The 15919-nt window shown below is 70.1% G+C and carries 15 protein-coding genes; 9 read left to right on the top strand and 6 right to left on the bottom strand.

Going from position 1 to position 15919, the window contains the following annotated elements; genetic code table 11:
* Position 1 precedes the first annotated feature (1 nt).
* On the top strand, positions 2-673 hold the full coding sequence (locus H566_RS0105655) for a BON domain-containing protein (protein WP_028310678.1): 672 nt from the start codon (positions 2-4) through the stop codon (positions 671-673).
* A 65-nt stretch (positions 674-738) separates the two neighbouring features.
* Positions 739-1542, top strand: a complete 804-nt coding sequence (locus tag H566_RS0105650) for a hypothetical protein (protein WP_028310677.1) — start codon at positions 739-741, stop codon at positions 1540-1542.
* A 67-nt stretch (positions 1543-1609) separates the two neighbouring features.
* Here the strand turns inward: H566_RS0105650 and H566_RS28050 are convergent, their stop codons facing one another.
* Positions 1610-3346: a cryptochrome/photolyase family protein gene (locus H566_RS28050; protein WP_034410540.1), complete on the bottom strand. Its 1737-nt coding sequence runs from the start codon at positions 3344-3346 to the stop codon at positions 1610-1612.
* A gap of 104 nt (positions 3347-3450) precedes the next feature.
* Between H566_RS28050 and H566_RS0105640 the strand changes: the two genes are divergently transcribed.
* From H566_RS0105640 to H566_RS23155, 4 genes are all read left to right on the top strand, one after another.
* Positions 3451-4047 (top strand): YqgE/AlgH family protein, encoded by a 597-nt coding sequence (locus H566_RS0105640; protein WP_028310676.1) that lies wholly within the window; start codon positions 3451-3453, stop codon positions 4045-4047.
* Complete coding sequence (gene ruvX, locus H566_RS0105635; RefSeq protein WP_028310675.1) at positions 4040-4540, top strand: Holliday junction resolvase RuvX; 501 nt, start codon at positions 4040-4042, stop codon at positions 4538-4540. The genes H566_RS0105640 and ruvX overlap by 8 nt, the downstream gene beginning before the upstream one ends.
* The gene (gene pyrR, locus H566_RS0105630) at positions 4537-5109 is read left to right on the top strand and encodes a bifunctional pyr operon transcriptional regulator/uracil phosphoribosyltransferase PyrR (protein WP_028310674.1); all 573 of its coding nucleotides are present in this window, start codon (positions 4537-4539) and stop codon (positions 5107-5109) included. Before ruvX ends, pyrR begins: the two co-directional genes overlap by 4 nt.
* 144 nt (positions 5110-5253) lie before the next feature.
* On the top strand, positions 5254-6201 hold the full coding sequence (locus H566_RS23155; protein ID WP_051378098.1) for an aspartate carbamoyltransferase catalytic subunit: 948 nt from the start codon (positions 5254-5256) through the stop codon (positions 6199-6201).
* A gap of 75 nt (positions 6202-6276) precedes the next feature.
* On the opposite strand, the gene H566_RS0105620 is transcribed toward H566_RS23155, so the two are convergent.
* Positions 6277-7323, bottom strand: coding sequence for an acyltransferase family protein (locus H566_RS0105620; protein ID WP_084544787.1), 1047 nt, complete (start codon positions 7321-7323; stop codon positions 6277-6279).
* A gap of 295 nt (positions 7324-7618) precedes the next feature.
* Here H566_RS0105620 and H566_RS0105615 point away from each other — a divergent pair, with 295 nt between their 5' ends.
* The 3 genes from H566_RS0105615 (at position 7619) to H566_RS0105605 (ending at position 11175) form a co-directional block, all read left to right on the top strand.
* Positions 7619-8926 carry a dihydroorotase gene (locus H566_RS0105615; protein ID WP_028310672.1) on the top strand — a complete coding sequence of 436 codons (1308 nt, stop codon included), beginning with the start codon at positions 7619-7621 and terminating at the stop codon, positions 8924-8926.
* Positions 8923-9843: a lysophospholipid acyltransferase family protein gene (locus H566_RS23150; protein ID WP_051378096.1), complete on the top strand. Its 921-nt coding sequence runs from the start codon at positions 8923-8925 to the stop codon at positions 9841-9843. Before H566_RS0105615 ends, H566_RS23150 begins: the two co-directional genes overlap by 4 nt.
* 192 nt (positions 9844-10035) lie before the next feature.
* Positions 10036-11175, top strand: coding sequence for a polyamine ABC transporter substrate-binding protein (locus tag H566_RS0105605; RefSeq protein ID WP_034410537.1), 1140 nt, complete (start codon positions 10036-10038; stop codon positions 11173-11175).
* Between the two features lie 858 nt (positions 11176-12033).
* Here H566_RS0105605 and galE read toward each other — a convergent pair.
* Genes galE through H566_RS28045 form a run of 4 tightly spaced genes read right to left on the bottom strand, consistent with a single transcriptional unit; the run spans position 12034 to position 15767 of the window.
* Positions 12034-13056: a UDP-glucose 4-epimerase GalE gene (galE, locus tag H566_RS0105600; RefSeq protein WP_028310670.1), complete on the bottom strand. Its 1023-nt coding sequence runs from the start codon at positions 13054-13056 to the stop codon at positions 12034-12036.
* An 18-nt stretch (positions 13057-13074) separates the two neighbouring features.
* On the bottom strand, positions 13075-13920 hold the full coding sequence (locus H566_RS0105595; RefSeq protein ID WP_028310669.1) for a symmetrical bis(5'-nucleosyl)-tetraphosphatase: 846 nt from the start codon (positions 13918-13920) through the stop codon (positions 13075-13077).
* Positions 13917-15011: a glycosyltransferase family 4 protein gene (locus H566_RS0105590; RefSeq protein WP_028310668.1), complete on the bottom strand. Its 1095-nt coding sequence runs from the start codon at positions 15009-15011 to the stop codon at positions 13917-13919. Before H566_RS0105590 ends, H566_RS0105595 begins: the two co-directional genes overlap by 4 nt.
* Positions 15012-15020: 9 nt before the next feature.
* A complete protein-coding gene (locus H566_RS28045; RefSeq protein WP_028310667.1) occupies positions 15021-15767 on the bottom strand; it encodes a glycosyltransferase in 747 nt (248 codons plus the stop codon).
* Positions 15768-15919 lie beyond the last annotated feature (152 nt).

The following is a 15919-nucleotide window of genomic DNA, read 5'->3' as shown; positions in this document are numbered from 1 at the left end:
CATGCGCCTTCCGTCCAGCCTCGCGCGTCCCGCGCGGACTGCCGCCCTCGTCCTCGCCGCGCTCACGGCCGCGCCCGCGCTCACCGGCTGCTTCGCGGTCGTGGCCGCCGGCATGGGCGGCGCCGCGATGTCGGCGACCGACCGGCGCTCGACCGGATCGCAGGTGGATGACCAGGCCATCGAACTCGCCGCCGCCAACCGCCTGCGCAAGCGCTACGGCGACAACGTGAGCGTGAGCGTCGTCAGCTACAACCGCCGCGCCCTCGTGTACGGCCAGGTCGGCAACGACGCGGCCAAGGACGAAGTCGTGCGCATCGTGCGCGGCATCGACAACGTGCGCGACGTGATCGACGAGACCGAGATCACCACCAGCACGCCGAGCCTCGGCACCACCGCGAGCGACACCCTCATCACGCAGAAGGTCAAGCTCAGCTTCGTCGACGCGAAGGACGTGTTCGCCAACTCGATCAAGGTCGTGACCGAGCGCGGCACGGTCTACCTCATGGGCATCGTCACCGCGCGCGAGGCCGATCGCGCCGCGCAGGTGGCGGCCGGCGTGTCGAGCGTGATGCGCGTGGTCAAGGCCTTCGAGATCGTGAGCGAGAGCGATCTCGCCAATCTCAACGCCACCAGGCCGGCCGATCCGGTGCCGGGACCGACGCCGCGCAACTGAGCCGGCACGACGTCTTCCGCCCGGGCGGCGCGGCCTGCCGTCGCCCTTCCGATGCCTTCCGAGCCATGTCTCCCGACGCCCTGCTGACCGCCGCCGCGCTGCTGCTGCCCGGGTTCTGGGCGGTCGGCGCGCGCCGGCGCATGCTCGATTTGCGGCAGGCCGCGCGCGCCGCCTGGCTGCGCGTGGACGAGCGCCTGAAGACGCGCCACGAGCTGCTGCTGCGCTTCGTCGAGGCGGCGGCCGTGGCGCTGCCGGAATCGGCGGAGCAGGTCGCGGCGCTGGCGGCGGCGCGCAATTCGGCCGCCGCCGCGCGTCAGGGCGCGGCGATCCGGCCCGGCGTCGCCGATGCGCTCGACCAGCTGGCCCGCGCCGAGGCGGCGCTTGACGCGGCGCTTGCGCGGCTGGTCGAGCCAGCGCTGGCGTGGCAGCCGTCGGCGACGATGGCGGCGGCTGTGACGACGGCGGGCGCGCGCGCGGCGGACGATCCGGCTTCCGGCGCGGCCGCGCTAGCGGATCCGGCGCCCGGCACGCCCGACGAATCGCCCGCGCCGACGCATCCCTTTCTCGCCACGCCGGCTGGCATGGCCCAGACCGCCGAGCAGGGCACCGAGGCGCCACCGCCGGCGCCGGGCATCCCCTTGTTTCCCCCGCCGGCGCTATTCGACGAGCTGGATGCGGTCTGCACGCAGCTCGACGTGGCGCGCCATGCCTTCAACGCGGCGGTCGAAAGCTATGACGCGGCGGTCGACCAGTACCCGGCGCGGCTGCTGGCGCTGCCGCTGCGGCTGAGGCCGCTGGCGACGGCCGCGATGCTCGGTTCGCGCGCGCCGCTCGCGCCGCTGGTCACACCCGCGCCGGGCGAGGGCTGACAGCGCGCCGGGGGGCCGAGGCCGGCTTTCGGGCGCGCCCTGGGGTGCCTCGTCCGCTCCCTGTCGCTCACTCCTTCTTCACCACCGCATAGCGTTCGAGCGTGAGCTTGCGCGCCGCGTCGTGCTCGACGATCGGCGCGGGGTAGTCGCGGCCGAGCCGGATGCCGGCGCGGCGCGCGGCGGTGGCGAGCCTGAGCGGATCGTGGATCGCGTCGGCCGGCACCTTGCCCAGCGCCGGCAGCCAGTGGCGCAGGAAGCGGGCCTCGGGGTCGAACTTCAGCGACTGGCTGCTCGGATTGAAGATGCGGAACCAGGGCTGGGCGTCGCAGCCGCTGCTCGCGCACCACTGCCAGCCGCCGTTGTTGGCGGCGAAGTCGAAATCGTTGAGCCGCGCCGCGAAGTACGCCTCGCCGCGTCGCCAGTCGATGCCGAGGTCCTTCACCAGAAAGCTCGCCACGACCATGCGCAGCCGGTTGTGCATGAAGCCGCTGGCGTTGAACTGGGCCATCGCGGCGTCGACGATCGGGTAGCCGGTGCGGCCTTCGCACCAGGCGGCGAAATGCGCGTCGGCCTCGGCGCCCTCGGCCCAGCGGATGCGGTCGTACTCGGGCTTGAAGGCGGCGCCGTCGGCGATGCGCGGCGCGTGGTGGAGGATCTGGAAGTAGAACTCGCGCCAGATCAGCTCGTTGAGCCAGACGTCGGCGCCGTTGCGCGCCTCGGGGTCGGCGGGCGCGGTGGCGCGGCCGGCGGTGGCGATGCCGGTGTCGCCGAGGTCGAGGGCGGGCTGGGCGGCGTCGTCATCGGGGCTGGCGTCGTTTCCGGCATCGTCTGCCGGGTCGGTGGCTGCGCCGCCTGAAGCGGCGGCGAGGCTCGCCGGGCTGTTGTCGCGCCGGCCGGCGCGATCGCTGTTGCCGCCGTCGGCCGCGCGCGGCTCGCCGCCGTTCGCGCCGTGGGCGAGCGCCGCGCGCACGAGGCCGCGCAGGCTCACCGTGCCGAAGCGCAGATGCGCGCTGAGTCGGCTGGTCGCGTCGAGATGCGGGATGTCGCGCGTGCGGTCGTAGCGTCCGATGCGCGGCAGGAAGGCGTCAAGCACCCGGGCCGCACCGGTCATGCCGGGCGCGAGGCCACCGATGTCGAGGCCCGCCGGCGCGAAGCCGAGGTCGGCCAGCGCGGGAATGGGCGCGTCGAGCGGACGCGGATCGGCGCTGCCGTCGGGTGCCGGGCGTGCGGGCGGCGGCGCGAATCGGCCGGGGCCGTCGCAGCGGCGTTCGGCCACGCGCTCGGCCGTCAGGTTGCGGCGCCAGGCCTTGCTGTAAGGCGTGAACACCGAATAGAAGCGGCCGCTGCCCGTCATGAGGTCGTCGCGGTCGAACACGACCTGATCGCGCAGGATGCCGAGCCGTCGCCCGGCCGCCTTGAGCGCATGGCCGACCGCGTCGTCACGCGCGACGGCGGCGGGCTCGTAGTCGCGGTTGGCGTAGACGACCTCGGCGCCGAGCGCGGCGGCGAGGCGCGGGATCTCGTCCACCGCGCGCGCGTGGCGCACGATCAGTCCGCCGCCGCGCCGGCGCAGCGCCGCGTCCAGGTCGGCGAGGCTTTCGCGGATGAACTCCACGCGCCGGTCGCGGGTCGAAGCGAAGGCATTGCGGGCGCCGTCGAGCAGCGGCGCGAGGATGTCGGTGTCGAACACGAAGGCGACATGCACCGCTTGCGCCTGGCGCAGCGCGGCGGCGAGGGCGGCGTGGTCGTGATCGCGCAGGTCGCGGCGCAGCCAGACGAGGGCGGTGGAATGGGTATCTGCCATGAATGAACCAGGGTTGCCGGCGGTGCGCGGGCGCCCGCCGGGGTTTGCCGTAACGATTGACGTTCGGGTTGGCCGGGCCGGAGCCGACACTTAGAATCGGCCGCATGCCTGAAACCACGACAGATCAGACCTACTCGCTCGCGGCCCAGTTCTTGATCGCGATGCCGAACATGCTCGACCCGAACTTTGCCGGGTCGCTCGTCTTCCTGTGCGAGCACAACGAGCGTGGCGCGATGGGTCTCGTGGTCAACCGCCCGACCGATCTCACGCTCGACACGCTGTACGAGAAGATCGAACTCCAGATCGACCGCAAGACCGCCGACGACAAGCCGGTGTTCTACGGCGGCCCGGTCCAGACCGAGCGCGGCTTCGTGCTGCACGAGCCGGTGGCCGAGTCTGACTACAGCTCGTCGGTCAGCATCAACGATTCGCTGCGGCTCACCACCTCCAAGGACGTGCTGGAGGAGATGAGCCACGGCGCCGGCCCGCAGCGCGTGCTGGTCACGCTCGGCTACGCGGGCTGGAGCACCGGCCAGCTCGAGAGCGAGATCGCCGCCAACGGCTGGCTCACGCTCGAAGCCACGCCCGAGGTGGTCGCACGGCTGCTGTTCGACACGCCGGTCGAGCAGCGCTACGCCACCGCGATGAAGCAGCTCGGCTTCGACCCGATGATGCTCATGAGCACGCCCGGTCATGCCTGACGCGCCCGCCGAGGTGGTCCTCGGTTTCGACGTGGGCAAGCGGCGCATCGGGGTGGCGGTCGGCAACACGCTCATGCGCCAGGCCACGCCGCTCGAAGTCATCGAAGTGCAGAGCAACGACCAGGTGTTCGCGCGGGTCGCGGCGCTGGTGGCCGAATGGGGCGCGGCGCGCTTCGTCGTCGGCCTGCCGCGCCAGCAGGACGGCGCCGACAACCAGGGCACGCCCGTCGCGCGCAAGTTCGGCAACCGGCTGACCGGGCGCTTCAACAAGCCGGTGGCCTGGGTGGACGAGGCCTACAGCTCTGTCGAAGCCGAAGCCCGCCACCGCGACGACCGGGCTTCCGGGCGGACAGACGGCTTCGGCGGCTATGGGAAAATCGCCGCCCGCAAGTCGTCCGGTGGACGCGCGCATGGTGCGGTTCTCGACCATCACGCGGCGGCCATCATCCTCCAGCAGCATTTCGACGAATCCCCCACCGCCGCATCGCCATGAGCCTTCCCGAATCCGGTGCCGCCATCGACGCCGACGCCGCCTACCGCGCGCTGCGCAATGGCCTGGCCGCGCGGCTTGCCCGCCTCGGCGCCAGCTCGCCCGCCTTCATCGGCATCCACAGCGGCGGTGCCTGGCTCGCCGAACGCCTCGCGCGCGACCTGGGCGTGACCGACCTCGGTTTTCTCGACATCAGCTTCTACCGCGACGACTTCTCGCGCGTGGGGCTGCATCCGCAGGTACTGCCCACCGCGATCCCGTTCGCGCTCGACGACCGCGTCGTGGTGCTGGTGGACGACGTGCTCTATACCGGCCGCACGATCCGCGCCGCGATGAACGCGATCTTCGATTTCGGCCGGCCCGAGCGCATCGAGCTGGCCGTGCTGTTCGACCGCCACGCGCCGGCCAGCACGCCCGACACGCGCGAGCTGCCGGTCGCGCCCTCGGTGACGGGCGCCGTCATCGAGCTGCCGGCCGGCGCGCATCTGCGCCTGAGCCGCGCCGGTGACGGTTTCGCCGCCACGCTCGATGCGGCGGCGGTTTCCGGCCTGCCAGCCGCGCCGGCCGCCTGACCGCCGGGTCGCCGGCGCGGCCACCGCCCGCCGCCCGGGCTCATGCCCACCGGCCGGCTCCGCCCGACCACAACCACAAGACCGACACCCTCCGGCCCCGCGCGCGCACCGCGCGCCGCGCGCCCGCCCCACGAGACCGCAGCCATGTACAACCCCCAGCTCAACGAACGCGGCGAACTCAAGCACCTGCTCACGACCGAAGGCCTGCCCCAGCGGATCATCGAGAACATCCTCGACACCGCCGCCAGCTTCGTCAGCGTCGGCGAGCGCGATGTGAAGAAGGTTCCGCTGCTGCGCGGCAAGAGCGTGTTCAACCTGTTCTTCGAGAACAGCACGCGCACCCGCACGACCTTCGAGATCGCCGCCAAGCGCCTGAGCGCCGACGTGCTCAACCTCAACATCAACGCCAGCAGCACGAGCAAGGGCGAGAGCCTGCTCGACACCATCGCCAACCTGAGCGCGATGCAGGCCGACATGTTCGTGGTGCGCCACGCGTCGAGCGGCGCGCCCTACCTGATCGCCCAGCACGTCGCGCCGCACGTGAGCGTCATCAATGCCGGTGACGGGCGCCATGCGCACCCGACCCAGGGCCTGCTCGACATGTACACGATCCGCCACTTCAAGAAGGACTTCACGAAGCTGCGCGTGGCCGTGGTAGGCGACGTGCTGCATTCGCGCGTGGCGCGCTCCGACATCCATGCCCTCACCACGCTCGGCGTGCCCGAGGTGCGCGTGATCGGCCCCCGCACGCTGCTGCCCAACGGCCTGGAGCAGCTCGGCGTGCATGTGTTCCACGACATGGACGAGGGGCTCAAGGGCGTGGACGTGATCATGATGCTGCGCCTGCAGAACGAGCGCATGCAGGGCGCGCTGCTGCCGTCGGCGCAGGAGTACTTCAAGAACTACGGCCTCACGCCCGAGCGGCTCGCGCTTGCGGCGCCCGACGCCATCGTCATGCACCCGGGCCCGATGAACCGCGGTGTCGAGATCGACAGCACGGTGGCCGATGGCGCGCAGAGCGTGATCCTGTCGCAGGTCACGTTCGGCATCGCGGTGCGCATGGCCGTGATGAGCATCTGCGCGAGCCACTGAGGCCCGGGGCGCGGCGTGAAGACGGGCGCCGTCCGGGCCGGACGCGCCGCCACGCGGGCGGCACGCCGGCCGGCCTCAGGCCGAGGCCTTCTGCTGGAGTCGCCCGACGCCGGTGGCCGAGCGCATCGCGTTGAGCAGCGGCTTCTCGATCAGGTGGTACACGGCGATGCCGCCGGCATAGATGGCCACCATCGTCACCAGGCTGCCGATCACGGGCTGGGCGGTCACGAAGCTGCCCAGGGCCGCGAACACCAGATTGATGAACAGCGAATGCGACAGGTAGATCGAGTAGGACGCATCGCCGATGAGCTTGAGCGCCGCGACCGGCCAGCGCTTCCACAGCGGTTCGAGCATCACCACGCCGGCGGTCAGCAGGATGGCCGGCACGCCGAAGAACACGATGCGCGCGCTGTTGGGGTAGAGCCTGGGGCTGATGAACAGGCAGAAGGCCACCGAGGCCACGACGGCCAGCGCGCCGAGCACCGGCATGAAGCGGTACTGGCGCAGTTTCGGCAGGGCCAGCGAAATCGCGATGCCGGCCAGGAATTCGAAATAGAGCGGGCTGGTCAGGCGGAACTGGATTGCGTCTTCGGGATTGATGAATTTGCGGCAGGCCACCAGCGCGGTGAAGAACACGGCAATCACCGCGAGCCGCACCAGCGGCCGGCGCAGGAAAAGCGTGAGCGCCACCACCGCGTAGAAAAGAAACTCGTAATTGAGCGACCAGCCCGGAGTGAAATACGGTTCGAATCCGCCGGTGATATGGCTGCGCACCGGAATGAACAGGAAGGCGCGAATCACCTCGCTCGGATACGGATACGCGTCGGGCGTGCCGCGCACCAGTATCAGCACCAGCGTGACGGTGGGGGCGAGCCAGTACATCGGCACGATGCGGATCAGCCGCGACTTCCACCATTCGCCGGGCGAGACGGTGGCGCGCGACGCGGTCAGCCAGATGATGAAGCCGCTGATCACGAAGAACACGTCCACGCCGCCCGCCATGACGCCGAGCCAGAACGGTTCGGGCGTCTGCGGGCCGAGGAGCTTCGGGATCAGGTGGTAGACCGCGACCAGCGACGCCGCAAACCCGCGCAGGTATTGCAGGCCGATCAATGTATTCATGGGGGAGGCTCTCCGGAGAATATGCAAATCGAATCGATGTCATTCGACGGTCGGCATCATTGCAATCGCCGCATGTCGGGGCTGCACCGACCGGCCCGAAAGCCGGATGAACTCGACAGGACAATCGCCGATCGTCCTGTTTCAATAAAATCGAAACTGCCGTCCGATTGCGGAATGGGCAGGATCAATCGCCTTGCGGGCCGAATGTCGCGGCAATTTGCCGGGCCAATCGGCCAATAAGGCTGCACGAAAACCATTGCAGTCGAACTGCAAGACCACGCCTCGAATGTGCCACATGAAAATTCACATCAAGCATTGCCATGTCATCGACCCGGCTAACGGCGTGGACCGCCCGGCGGACGTTTTCGTGGCCGACGGCCGGATCGCCGGCATCGGCGCGGCGCCGGACGGTTTCAGCGCCGACCGCGTGATCGACGCGAGCGGACTCGTGGCCGTGCCCGGCCTCGTCGATCTGTGCGCCCGCCTGCGCGAGCCCGGCTATGAATACAAGGCCACGCTCGAATCCGAGATGAAGGCGGCGGTGCACGGCGGCGTGACCTCGCTGGTCTGCCCGCCCGACACCGATCCGGCGCTCGACGAGCCGGGTCTGGTCGAGATGCTCAAGTTCCGCGCCGAGCGGCTGAAGCAGGGCCATGTGTTCCCGCAGGGCGCGCTGACGCTCGGCCTCAAGGGCGAGGTGCTGACCGAGATGGCCGAGCTGACCGACTCGGGCTGCATCGGCTTCGGTCAGGCCGACGTGCCGATCACCAACACCCAGGTGCTGCTGCGCGCGATGCAGTACGCCAACACCTTCGGCTACACCGTGTGGCTGCGGCCGCAGGACGCCTGGCTCGGCAAGGGTGGCGTGGCGCATTCGGGCGCGGTCGCGGCGCGGCTGGGGCTTGCGGGCGTGGGCGTGTCGGCCGAGACGATCGCGCTGCACACGATCTTCGAACTCATGCGCATCACCGGCTGCCGCGTGCATCTGTGCCGCATCTCCAGCGCCAACGGTGTCGAGCTGCTGCGCGCGGCGCGCGCCGAAGGCCTGCCGGTGACGGCCGACGTGAGCCTTAACCATGTGCACCTGACCGACGTGGACATCGGCTTCTTCGACCCGATGTACCGGCTCGAACCGCCGCTGCGCTCGGGCCGCGACCGCGCCGCGCTGCGCCAGGCGCTGCTCGACGGCACGATCGACGCGATCTGCTCCGACCATTGCCCAGTCGATGACGACGAGAAGCTGCTGCCCTTCGACCAGGCGAGCGCCGGCGCGATCGGCCTCGAACTGCTGCTGCCGCTGGCGCTCAAGTGGGCGCGCGAGAGCGGCCTGGGCGACGCGGCGGCGATCCGCCTCGTGACGCAGCGGCCGGCCGGCATCGTCGGTGGTCCGGCGCTGGCCCAGGGCGCGGGCACGCTGTCGGTCGGCGCGCTGGCCGACATCTGCGTGTACGACCCGCAGGCGTGGTGGAAGGTCGAGCCGGCCGCCATCGCGAGCCAGGGCAAGAACACGCCCTGGCTGCGCAAGGAGTTGCAGGGCGAGGTGGCCTACACGCTCGTCGCGGGCGAGGTCGCCTACGAGCGCGCGGCGGTCGCCACCGCATGAGCGCCCGGCCGGAGCAGGGCGTGACGGACGCCGACGCCGCCGGCGACGCCGCGCGTCCGGCCGCGCCGGCGGCGTCCGGGGCCATGCCGGCCGCACCTGCCGCGCCGTCCGCCGCCCGTGTGCCGAGCGGCCCGCAACTGCCGGTGCCGCTGCCGCCGCCCGGCCTGCTGCCGTGGCTGCGCATCCGCCTGCGCATCGCCGCGGCGGTGGCGACGCTGCTCGGCGGCTTCGCGGTGCAAGTGCTGCTGTTTCCGCTGATGGGCGCGCGCGGTCGCGGCTATGCGATGACGCGCTGGTCGCGGCTGATGCTGCGTGCCTGCGGCGTGCGCCGGCTGCCGGCGCGCGTCGCGCCCGAGGCGGCGCCGGGTTTCGCGGGCGCGCTGGTGCTGGCCAATCATGTTTCGTGGCTCGACATCCTCGTGCTCGCCGCGCTGCATCCGACGCATTTCGTGTCGAAGAGCGAGGTCGGCGACTGGCCGCTGATTGGCGCGATGGCCAAGCGCATGGGCACGCTCTTCATCGAACGCGGCAGGCGGCATGCGGTGCATTCGATGATCAAGCTGATGGCCACCACGCTCGGCAAGGGCGAGAGCTGCACCGTCTTTCCCGAAGGCACGACCGGCGACGGCACGACGCTGCTGCCCTTCCACGCCAACCTGCTCCAGGCGGCGGTCGAATCGGGCGCGCCGGTGCAGCCGGTGGGGCTGCGCTATCTGCGCGACGGCAGGCCGACGCTGGTCACGGCCTATTGCGGCGACATCAGCCTCGGCCAGTCGGCCTGCGCGGTGCTCGGCACGCCGGGCATCGAGGTGGAGCTGGTGGCGACGGCGCCGATCGCGTCCGCCGGCCTCACGCGGCATGAGCTGGCCGACCGCACGCGCGCGGCGATCGCGGCGGCGCTCGGGATGCCTGGCTGAGCGCCAGCGCGCGTTGTCGCGCCGTCGGCCCGTATCACGCGAGGCGTTCCGTCGTCTGCGCACCTCAATCGGTCGCCGCCTGAAAGACTCCGCGCCCCTGCTTGCGCTCACAATCGCGCGGCGCGCCGGCCCGGCCGCGCCGCACCGGATTCCCCCTTCGTCGTCACCCTCCCACAGCCGAGGAAACCCGCCATGTCCGTCACCCCGTTCCGCTTCGTGCGCCGCGCTCTCGGCGCCGGCATCGCCGCCGCGCTCGCGCTGGCCGCCATCGCCGCGCCGGCCCGCGCCGCCGATACCGGCGAGCCGAAGGAACTGAACATCTACAACTGGTCCGACTACATCGCGGACGACACGATCGCCAACTTCGAGAAGGAAACCGGCATCAAGGTCCGGTACGACAACTACGACAGCAACGAGGTGCTCCAGGCCAAGCTGCGCGCCGGCAAGACCGGCTACGACATCGTCGTGCCCGGCTCGGTGTTCGCGAAGCAGTACATCGCCGGCGGCCTGCTCAAGCCGCTCGACAAGGCCGCGCTCACCAACTGGGGCAACCTCGACCGCGCGCTGCTGGAGCAGCTCGCCAAGGTCGATCCGGGCAACCAGTACCTCGTCGACTGGATGTGGGGCTATGTGACCGTCGGCATCAACGAGGCCAAGGTGAAGAAGGCGCTCGGCGACCTGCCGATGCCCGAGAACGCCTGGAGCCTGATCTTCGATCCGAAGTACGCGAGCAAGCTCAAGAGCTGCGGCATCAGCTTCCTCGACTCGGCGTCGGAGGTGTTTCCGGTGGCCAACCTGTACGTGGGCAAGGAGCCGTACAGCGGCAACGAGGCCGACTACAAGGTTGCGGCGGACATGCTCAAGAGCGTGCGGCCGAACATCCGGCTGTTCTCGTCGTCGGGCTACATCAACGACCTCGCCAACGGCTCGCTGTGCGCGGTGATGGGCTATTCGGGCGACATCAACATTGCCCGCCAGCGCGCGATCGAGGCGAAGAACGGCCAGAGCATCCGCGCGCTGATCCCGAGCACCGGCGCGACGCTGTTCTTCGACACCATGGCCATCCCGGCCGACGCGCCGCATCCGAAGAACGCGCATCTGTTCATCAACTACATCCTGCGCGCCGAGGTGGTGGCCGCGATCACGAACAAGGTGTTCTACGCCAACCCGAACGCGGCGAGCCTGAAGTTCGTGAAGAAGGACGTGGGCGAGAACAAGACGATCTTCCTGGCGCCCGAGGACACGAAAAAGATGATCGCGCCCGATACGGTGAGCCAGGACATCCGGCGGGTGCAGACGCGGTTGTTCACGAGCTTCAAGTCGGGGCGGTGACGGGCTGACTGCCGCTGCTGCTGCGGGCCTGCATCGGCGACGGGGCGCGCCCGTCGTCTTTTCAGGCAGCGGCTGTTTTTGCTCAGGTAGCGGCTGCTCTTGCTCAGGTAGCGGCTGCTCTTGCTCAGGTAGCGGCTGCGCGCCGGCCGGGGCGGGAGTCGCGCCGACTGGCCGCGGCCCCCGCGTCGCGGGGGCTTCCCGGACGATGTCGCGCGCGCCGGGCCGGTCCGCCAACTCAGGTCGCTGCGCGACCTTCAGACAGGCGGACCTGAAGGCCTGCGGCCTTCACCCGGCACGCACGACATCGCCCGGCTTGCCAGAAGGCGCGACACCCGCCCCGGCCGGCGCGCAGCCTCGTGAAGTTGCGACGAGCCGAGATGCGGTTGAACGAGTGGCGGGCTCGCTCCCGCCGAGCCGAGTCGAGCGAGTGAGGTGAAGTCGGATCAAGCCGGACTGAACTCGGTCAGTGACGTTCGATCGAACCGGGCTTCCGAATCGGCATCCGGTCCGAGCACCGATCACCGCGCGGTGTGGCGCATGAACTTGAACCGCTCCTCGATCGGACTTCGCGTTACGGCCCTTGAACCGAAAAGGCCCGGAGCTGGCCGGAAGGGCTGGCGCGCCTTCTGGCAAGCCGAGCGGCCGGTGCGCGGCGCGGTGAGCGCCTTTGGCGCCCAGGCGTGGCTGTCCGAGGCCGAAGGCCGAGTTGCCACGCCGGCCGCGTCATGCACCGGCTGCGAGGGAAGCCCGCGCAGCGGGCCGCAGTCAGTCGGCGCGCCAGCCCTTCCGGCCGGCTCCGGGCTAGCGGCGTCAATCAGCAAGCCGAACCCAGACCCGACCAACAGCCATCGGCGTCAGTCACCCCGCGAAGCCGTTCGGATTCGCCTCCTGCCACCGCCACGCATCCCGGCACATGTCGGCCAGATTGCGCTTCGCCTCCCAGCCCAGCAGATCGCGCGCCGCGTCCACCTTCGCGTAGCAGGCCGGCACATCGCCCGCGCGCCGCGCGACGATCTCGTAGGCCACCGCCATCCCCGTCTGCTCGACGAAGGTGTTGATGCAGTCGAGCACGCTGTAGCCCACACCCGTGCCGAGGTTGACCGTCACCGACTTGTCTTCGCGGAACAGGTAGTCGAGCGCTTTCACATGCCCCTCGGCCAGATCGACCACGTGGATGTAGTCGCGCACGCAGGTGCCGTCGGGCGTCGGGTAGTCGCCGCCGAACACGCCGAGCCGGTCGCGCCGGCCGACCGCCACCTGGGTGATGTACGGGAACAGGTTGTTCGGGATCCCCGACGGGTCTTCGCCGATGCTGCCGCTCTCGTGCGCGCCGGCCGGGTTGAAGTAGCGCAGGATCGCCACGCGCCAGCTCGCGTCGGCGGTCATGCAGTCGCGCAGCAGCTCCTCGGTGTAGAGCTTGGTCTGGCCGTAGGGACTCATCGTCCAGAGTTTGCTGTTCTCGTCGATGGGCACCGATTCGGGGTCGCCATAGACGGTGGCCGACGAACTGAACACGAAGTGCTTGACGCCCGCGCGGTCCATCGCCTTGAGCAGCTGGGTGGTGCCGTAGATGTTGTTCTCGAAGTAGTCGAGCGGCTTCTTCACCGACTCGCCGACGGCCTTGAGCGCGGCGAAATGGATGACGGCATCGACCTTGTACTTGGCGAACACCGCGTCGAGCGCGGCGGCGTCGCGCACATCGCCGCGCTCCAGCGTGATGCTCGTGCCGGTGATGGCTTCGAGGCGCGGCAGCACGCCCGGATGCGAATTGCAGAAGTTGTCGAGGATGACGGCGCGATAGCCCGCCGCTTCGAGCGCGACGACCGTGTGCGAGCCGATGTAGCCGGCACCGCCGGTGACGAGAATGGTCTTCTTGGCCAAGGGGAGCCTTTGTGGAGGTCAGTTTCCGGGGCGCTGCGCCTGGGGGCAGTCGATCTGCCAGACCCGGCGCGCGGCGGGGTCGTCGGCAAGCTGGACCGCCGTGAGTTTGCCGCCCCACACGCAACCGGTGTCGAGCGCAACATGTTCGGGCGACAGGCGCAGGCCCAGCGTGGACCAGTGCCCGGTCACGACCGTGACGTCGCGGCTCAGGCGGCCCGGCGCGTCGTACCAGGCGAAATGGCCGGGCGGCGGCGCGCCGATGCCGTCCTTGCTCGCGAAGTCCAGCGTGCCGTCGGCGGTGCAGAAGCGCATGCGCGTCAGGGCGTTGACGATGACCCGCCAGCGGTCGGGACCGCGCAGCGATTCATCCCAGCGTGCCGGCTGATTGCCGAACAGCGAAGCGAGAAAGTCGCGCCAGTCGTCGGCGCGCAGCCGATCCTGCAATTCGGAAGCGAGGGTGAGCGTGTGCTGCACGGTCCATTGCGGCAGCACGCCCGCATGCACGAGCAGATGGCCGTGCTCGAAGTGGGCGAGCGGCCGGTGGCGCAGCCAGTCGAGCAGCGCGTCGCGGTCGGGAGCGGCGAGGATGTCGTCGATCGTGTCGCCGCGCCCTTGCTTGCGCACGCCGGCCGCGACGGCGAGCAGGTGCAGGTCGTGGTTGCCGAGCACGGTGACGGCGCGGTCGCCGAGGTCGCGCACGCGGCGCAGCGTGCCGAGGGAATCGGGGCCGCGGTTGACGATGTCGCCGCAGAACCAGAAGACCGGATCGGCGGGGGCGTCGGGGGAATGGGTGATGTGGTCGAGCAGCGAGTCGAGGCTCGCGCGGCAACCTTGCAGGTCGCCGATGGCGATGGTCGGAGTCATCGCCGCATTCTGAGCCAGCTCGGCGAGCGCAGGCGGGCGATGCGGGAGTAGAGCCAGAGGTAGGTCGTGACGAAGCCGGCGGCGCCCAGCGCGAGCAGCATGCCGCTGTCGAAGAGCAGCACGGCCGGCACCACCGCCAGCGCCGTCAGTAGCCACAGATAGGGCGAACTGCGGGAATTGCTGCGCAGGCAGATGCGCGGGTCGCCGGCCATACGGGGCGGCAGCACGAGGCGCCGGTAGATGAGCTGATGCAGGTGGCTGGCATCGGGCAGCGCGGCATTCGCGCCCCTGAGCACCCGCCGGCGCCACACCGAGAACGCCACTTCGGTGAGCGGATAGCTCAGCAGCAGCACCGGGAACCAGGCCGACACGCGCGGGTTGCGCGCCACCAGCATGATGGACATCGCGCCCAGCACGAAGCCGAGGAAGTAGGCACCGCCGTCCCCGAGGAAGAGATGGCCCCTCGGCCAGTTCCAGAACAGGAAGCCGAGGATGGCGCCCATCATGAGCAGGCTGCCCGAGACGATGAAGGGGTCGCCCACGCGCCAGCCCACCACGGCCAGCGCGCCGAACATGGTGGTCGTGACCATGCCCGCCAGACCGTTGAGCCCGTCGATGAGATTGACCGCGTTGGTGATCGTCAGCAGCGCCAGCAGGGTCAGCACGAAACTCGCCGGCGCCCAGGTCAGGGCCGCGTCAAGCCAGGGCATGTCCACGCGCGGGATGCGAAGGCCGATCGCCCACCAGGCGAGCGCGGCCGACGCGGCCATGCCGACCAGTCGCCAGCGGGGCGAGACGCGCTTGGTGATGTCTTCGCCCACGCCGCCCAGGAAGCTGGGCAGCACGCAGGCCAGCAGTTCGAAGATGTGCGTGCCGGTGACCGGATTGGCCAGCCGGATGACACCGGCGCCCACCAGCGCGGCCAGGAAGATGGCGACGCCTCCGACGCGCGGCACGGGGGCGTGATGCAGCTTCTGCACGCCGGCCAGATCGTCGTCGAGCAGGCGTCGATGCCCCCTGCCGGTTGCCAGCCGCAGGATCACGAAGCCGATGACGAGCGAGACGAGGTAGGCGATGCCGAACGAGAACATGGAGTGGCTCTAGGGACGCTGCGTGGCCAGTTGCCGGCCGTAGCGCCAGAACACCGGCGTCGCCCACATGCGCAGCAGGCTGAACACGTGATTGGCCAGACGGCGCGGCGATCGGTGGCTATCGCGCCGGGCGTCGTGCATGACTTCCGCCCCGTCGGTCACGGCGATGCGCTGGCCGGCCAGACCGAAGCGCGCGCACAGATCGAAGTCCTCGCAATACATGAAGTAGCCCTCGTCGAAGCCGCCGAGGCGGGCAAAGGCATTGGCCCGGACCATCACTGCCATGCCCGCGATCCAGCACGGCTGGGCCGGCGCCGGCTCGCGTCGACCCAGCCCCCAGCGCCGGAACAGGTCCAGTGGCGTCGGCAGCGCACGGAAGAAGTCGGCGCGATGCCCGCCGGGTTCCCTCACGACCGGGCTCGCGAGCGCTAGCGCGGGATCGTTGGCGAAGGCGGCGACCAGCGCGTCAAGGGGATTGCCGATCAGCCGGATGTCGGGGTTGAGCACCCAGAACAGCTCGGTGTCGCAGACGGCGAATGCCGCGTTGTGGTTGGCGGCGAAGCCACGCGGCGCGGCATTGTCGATGACCGTCAGCTCGATGTTGCCCGGCACCGTCCCCGGCTCCCAGTGCTCGGCGATGTTGCGCGTGACGACGACCCGCGCCACGCGGGCGTCACCGAGAGCCGCGATCTGGTCGAGCAACTGCCGAGCCAGACTGCCTTGGCCGTGACTGACGATGGAGATGGTGACGCGCATGACTTGCGCAGAAGGGTTGGCGCCTGTCCTGCTGGCGCGTGCTGGAGAGCCTGACATCCTGAAACCAGATATTAGGAGTGGAGCCGAGTCGTTACTCACCTGGTCGTTATTTGTCCAGGTCGGGGGAGCGCATTCCGGTCCCCCACTCCTCC

It is taken from the genome of Derxia gummosa DSM 723 (assembly GCF_000482785.1).
Classification (GTDB): domain Bacteria; phylum Pseudomonadota; class Gammaproteobacteria; order Burkholderiales; family Burkholderiaceae_E; genus Derxia; species Derxia gummosa.
Note: the sequence above shows the minus strand (reverse complement) of the source record. Positions and strands in the feature narration are given on the sequence as shown.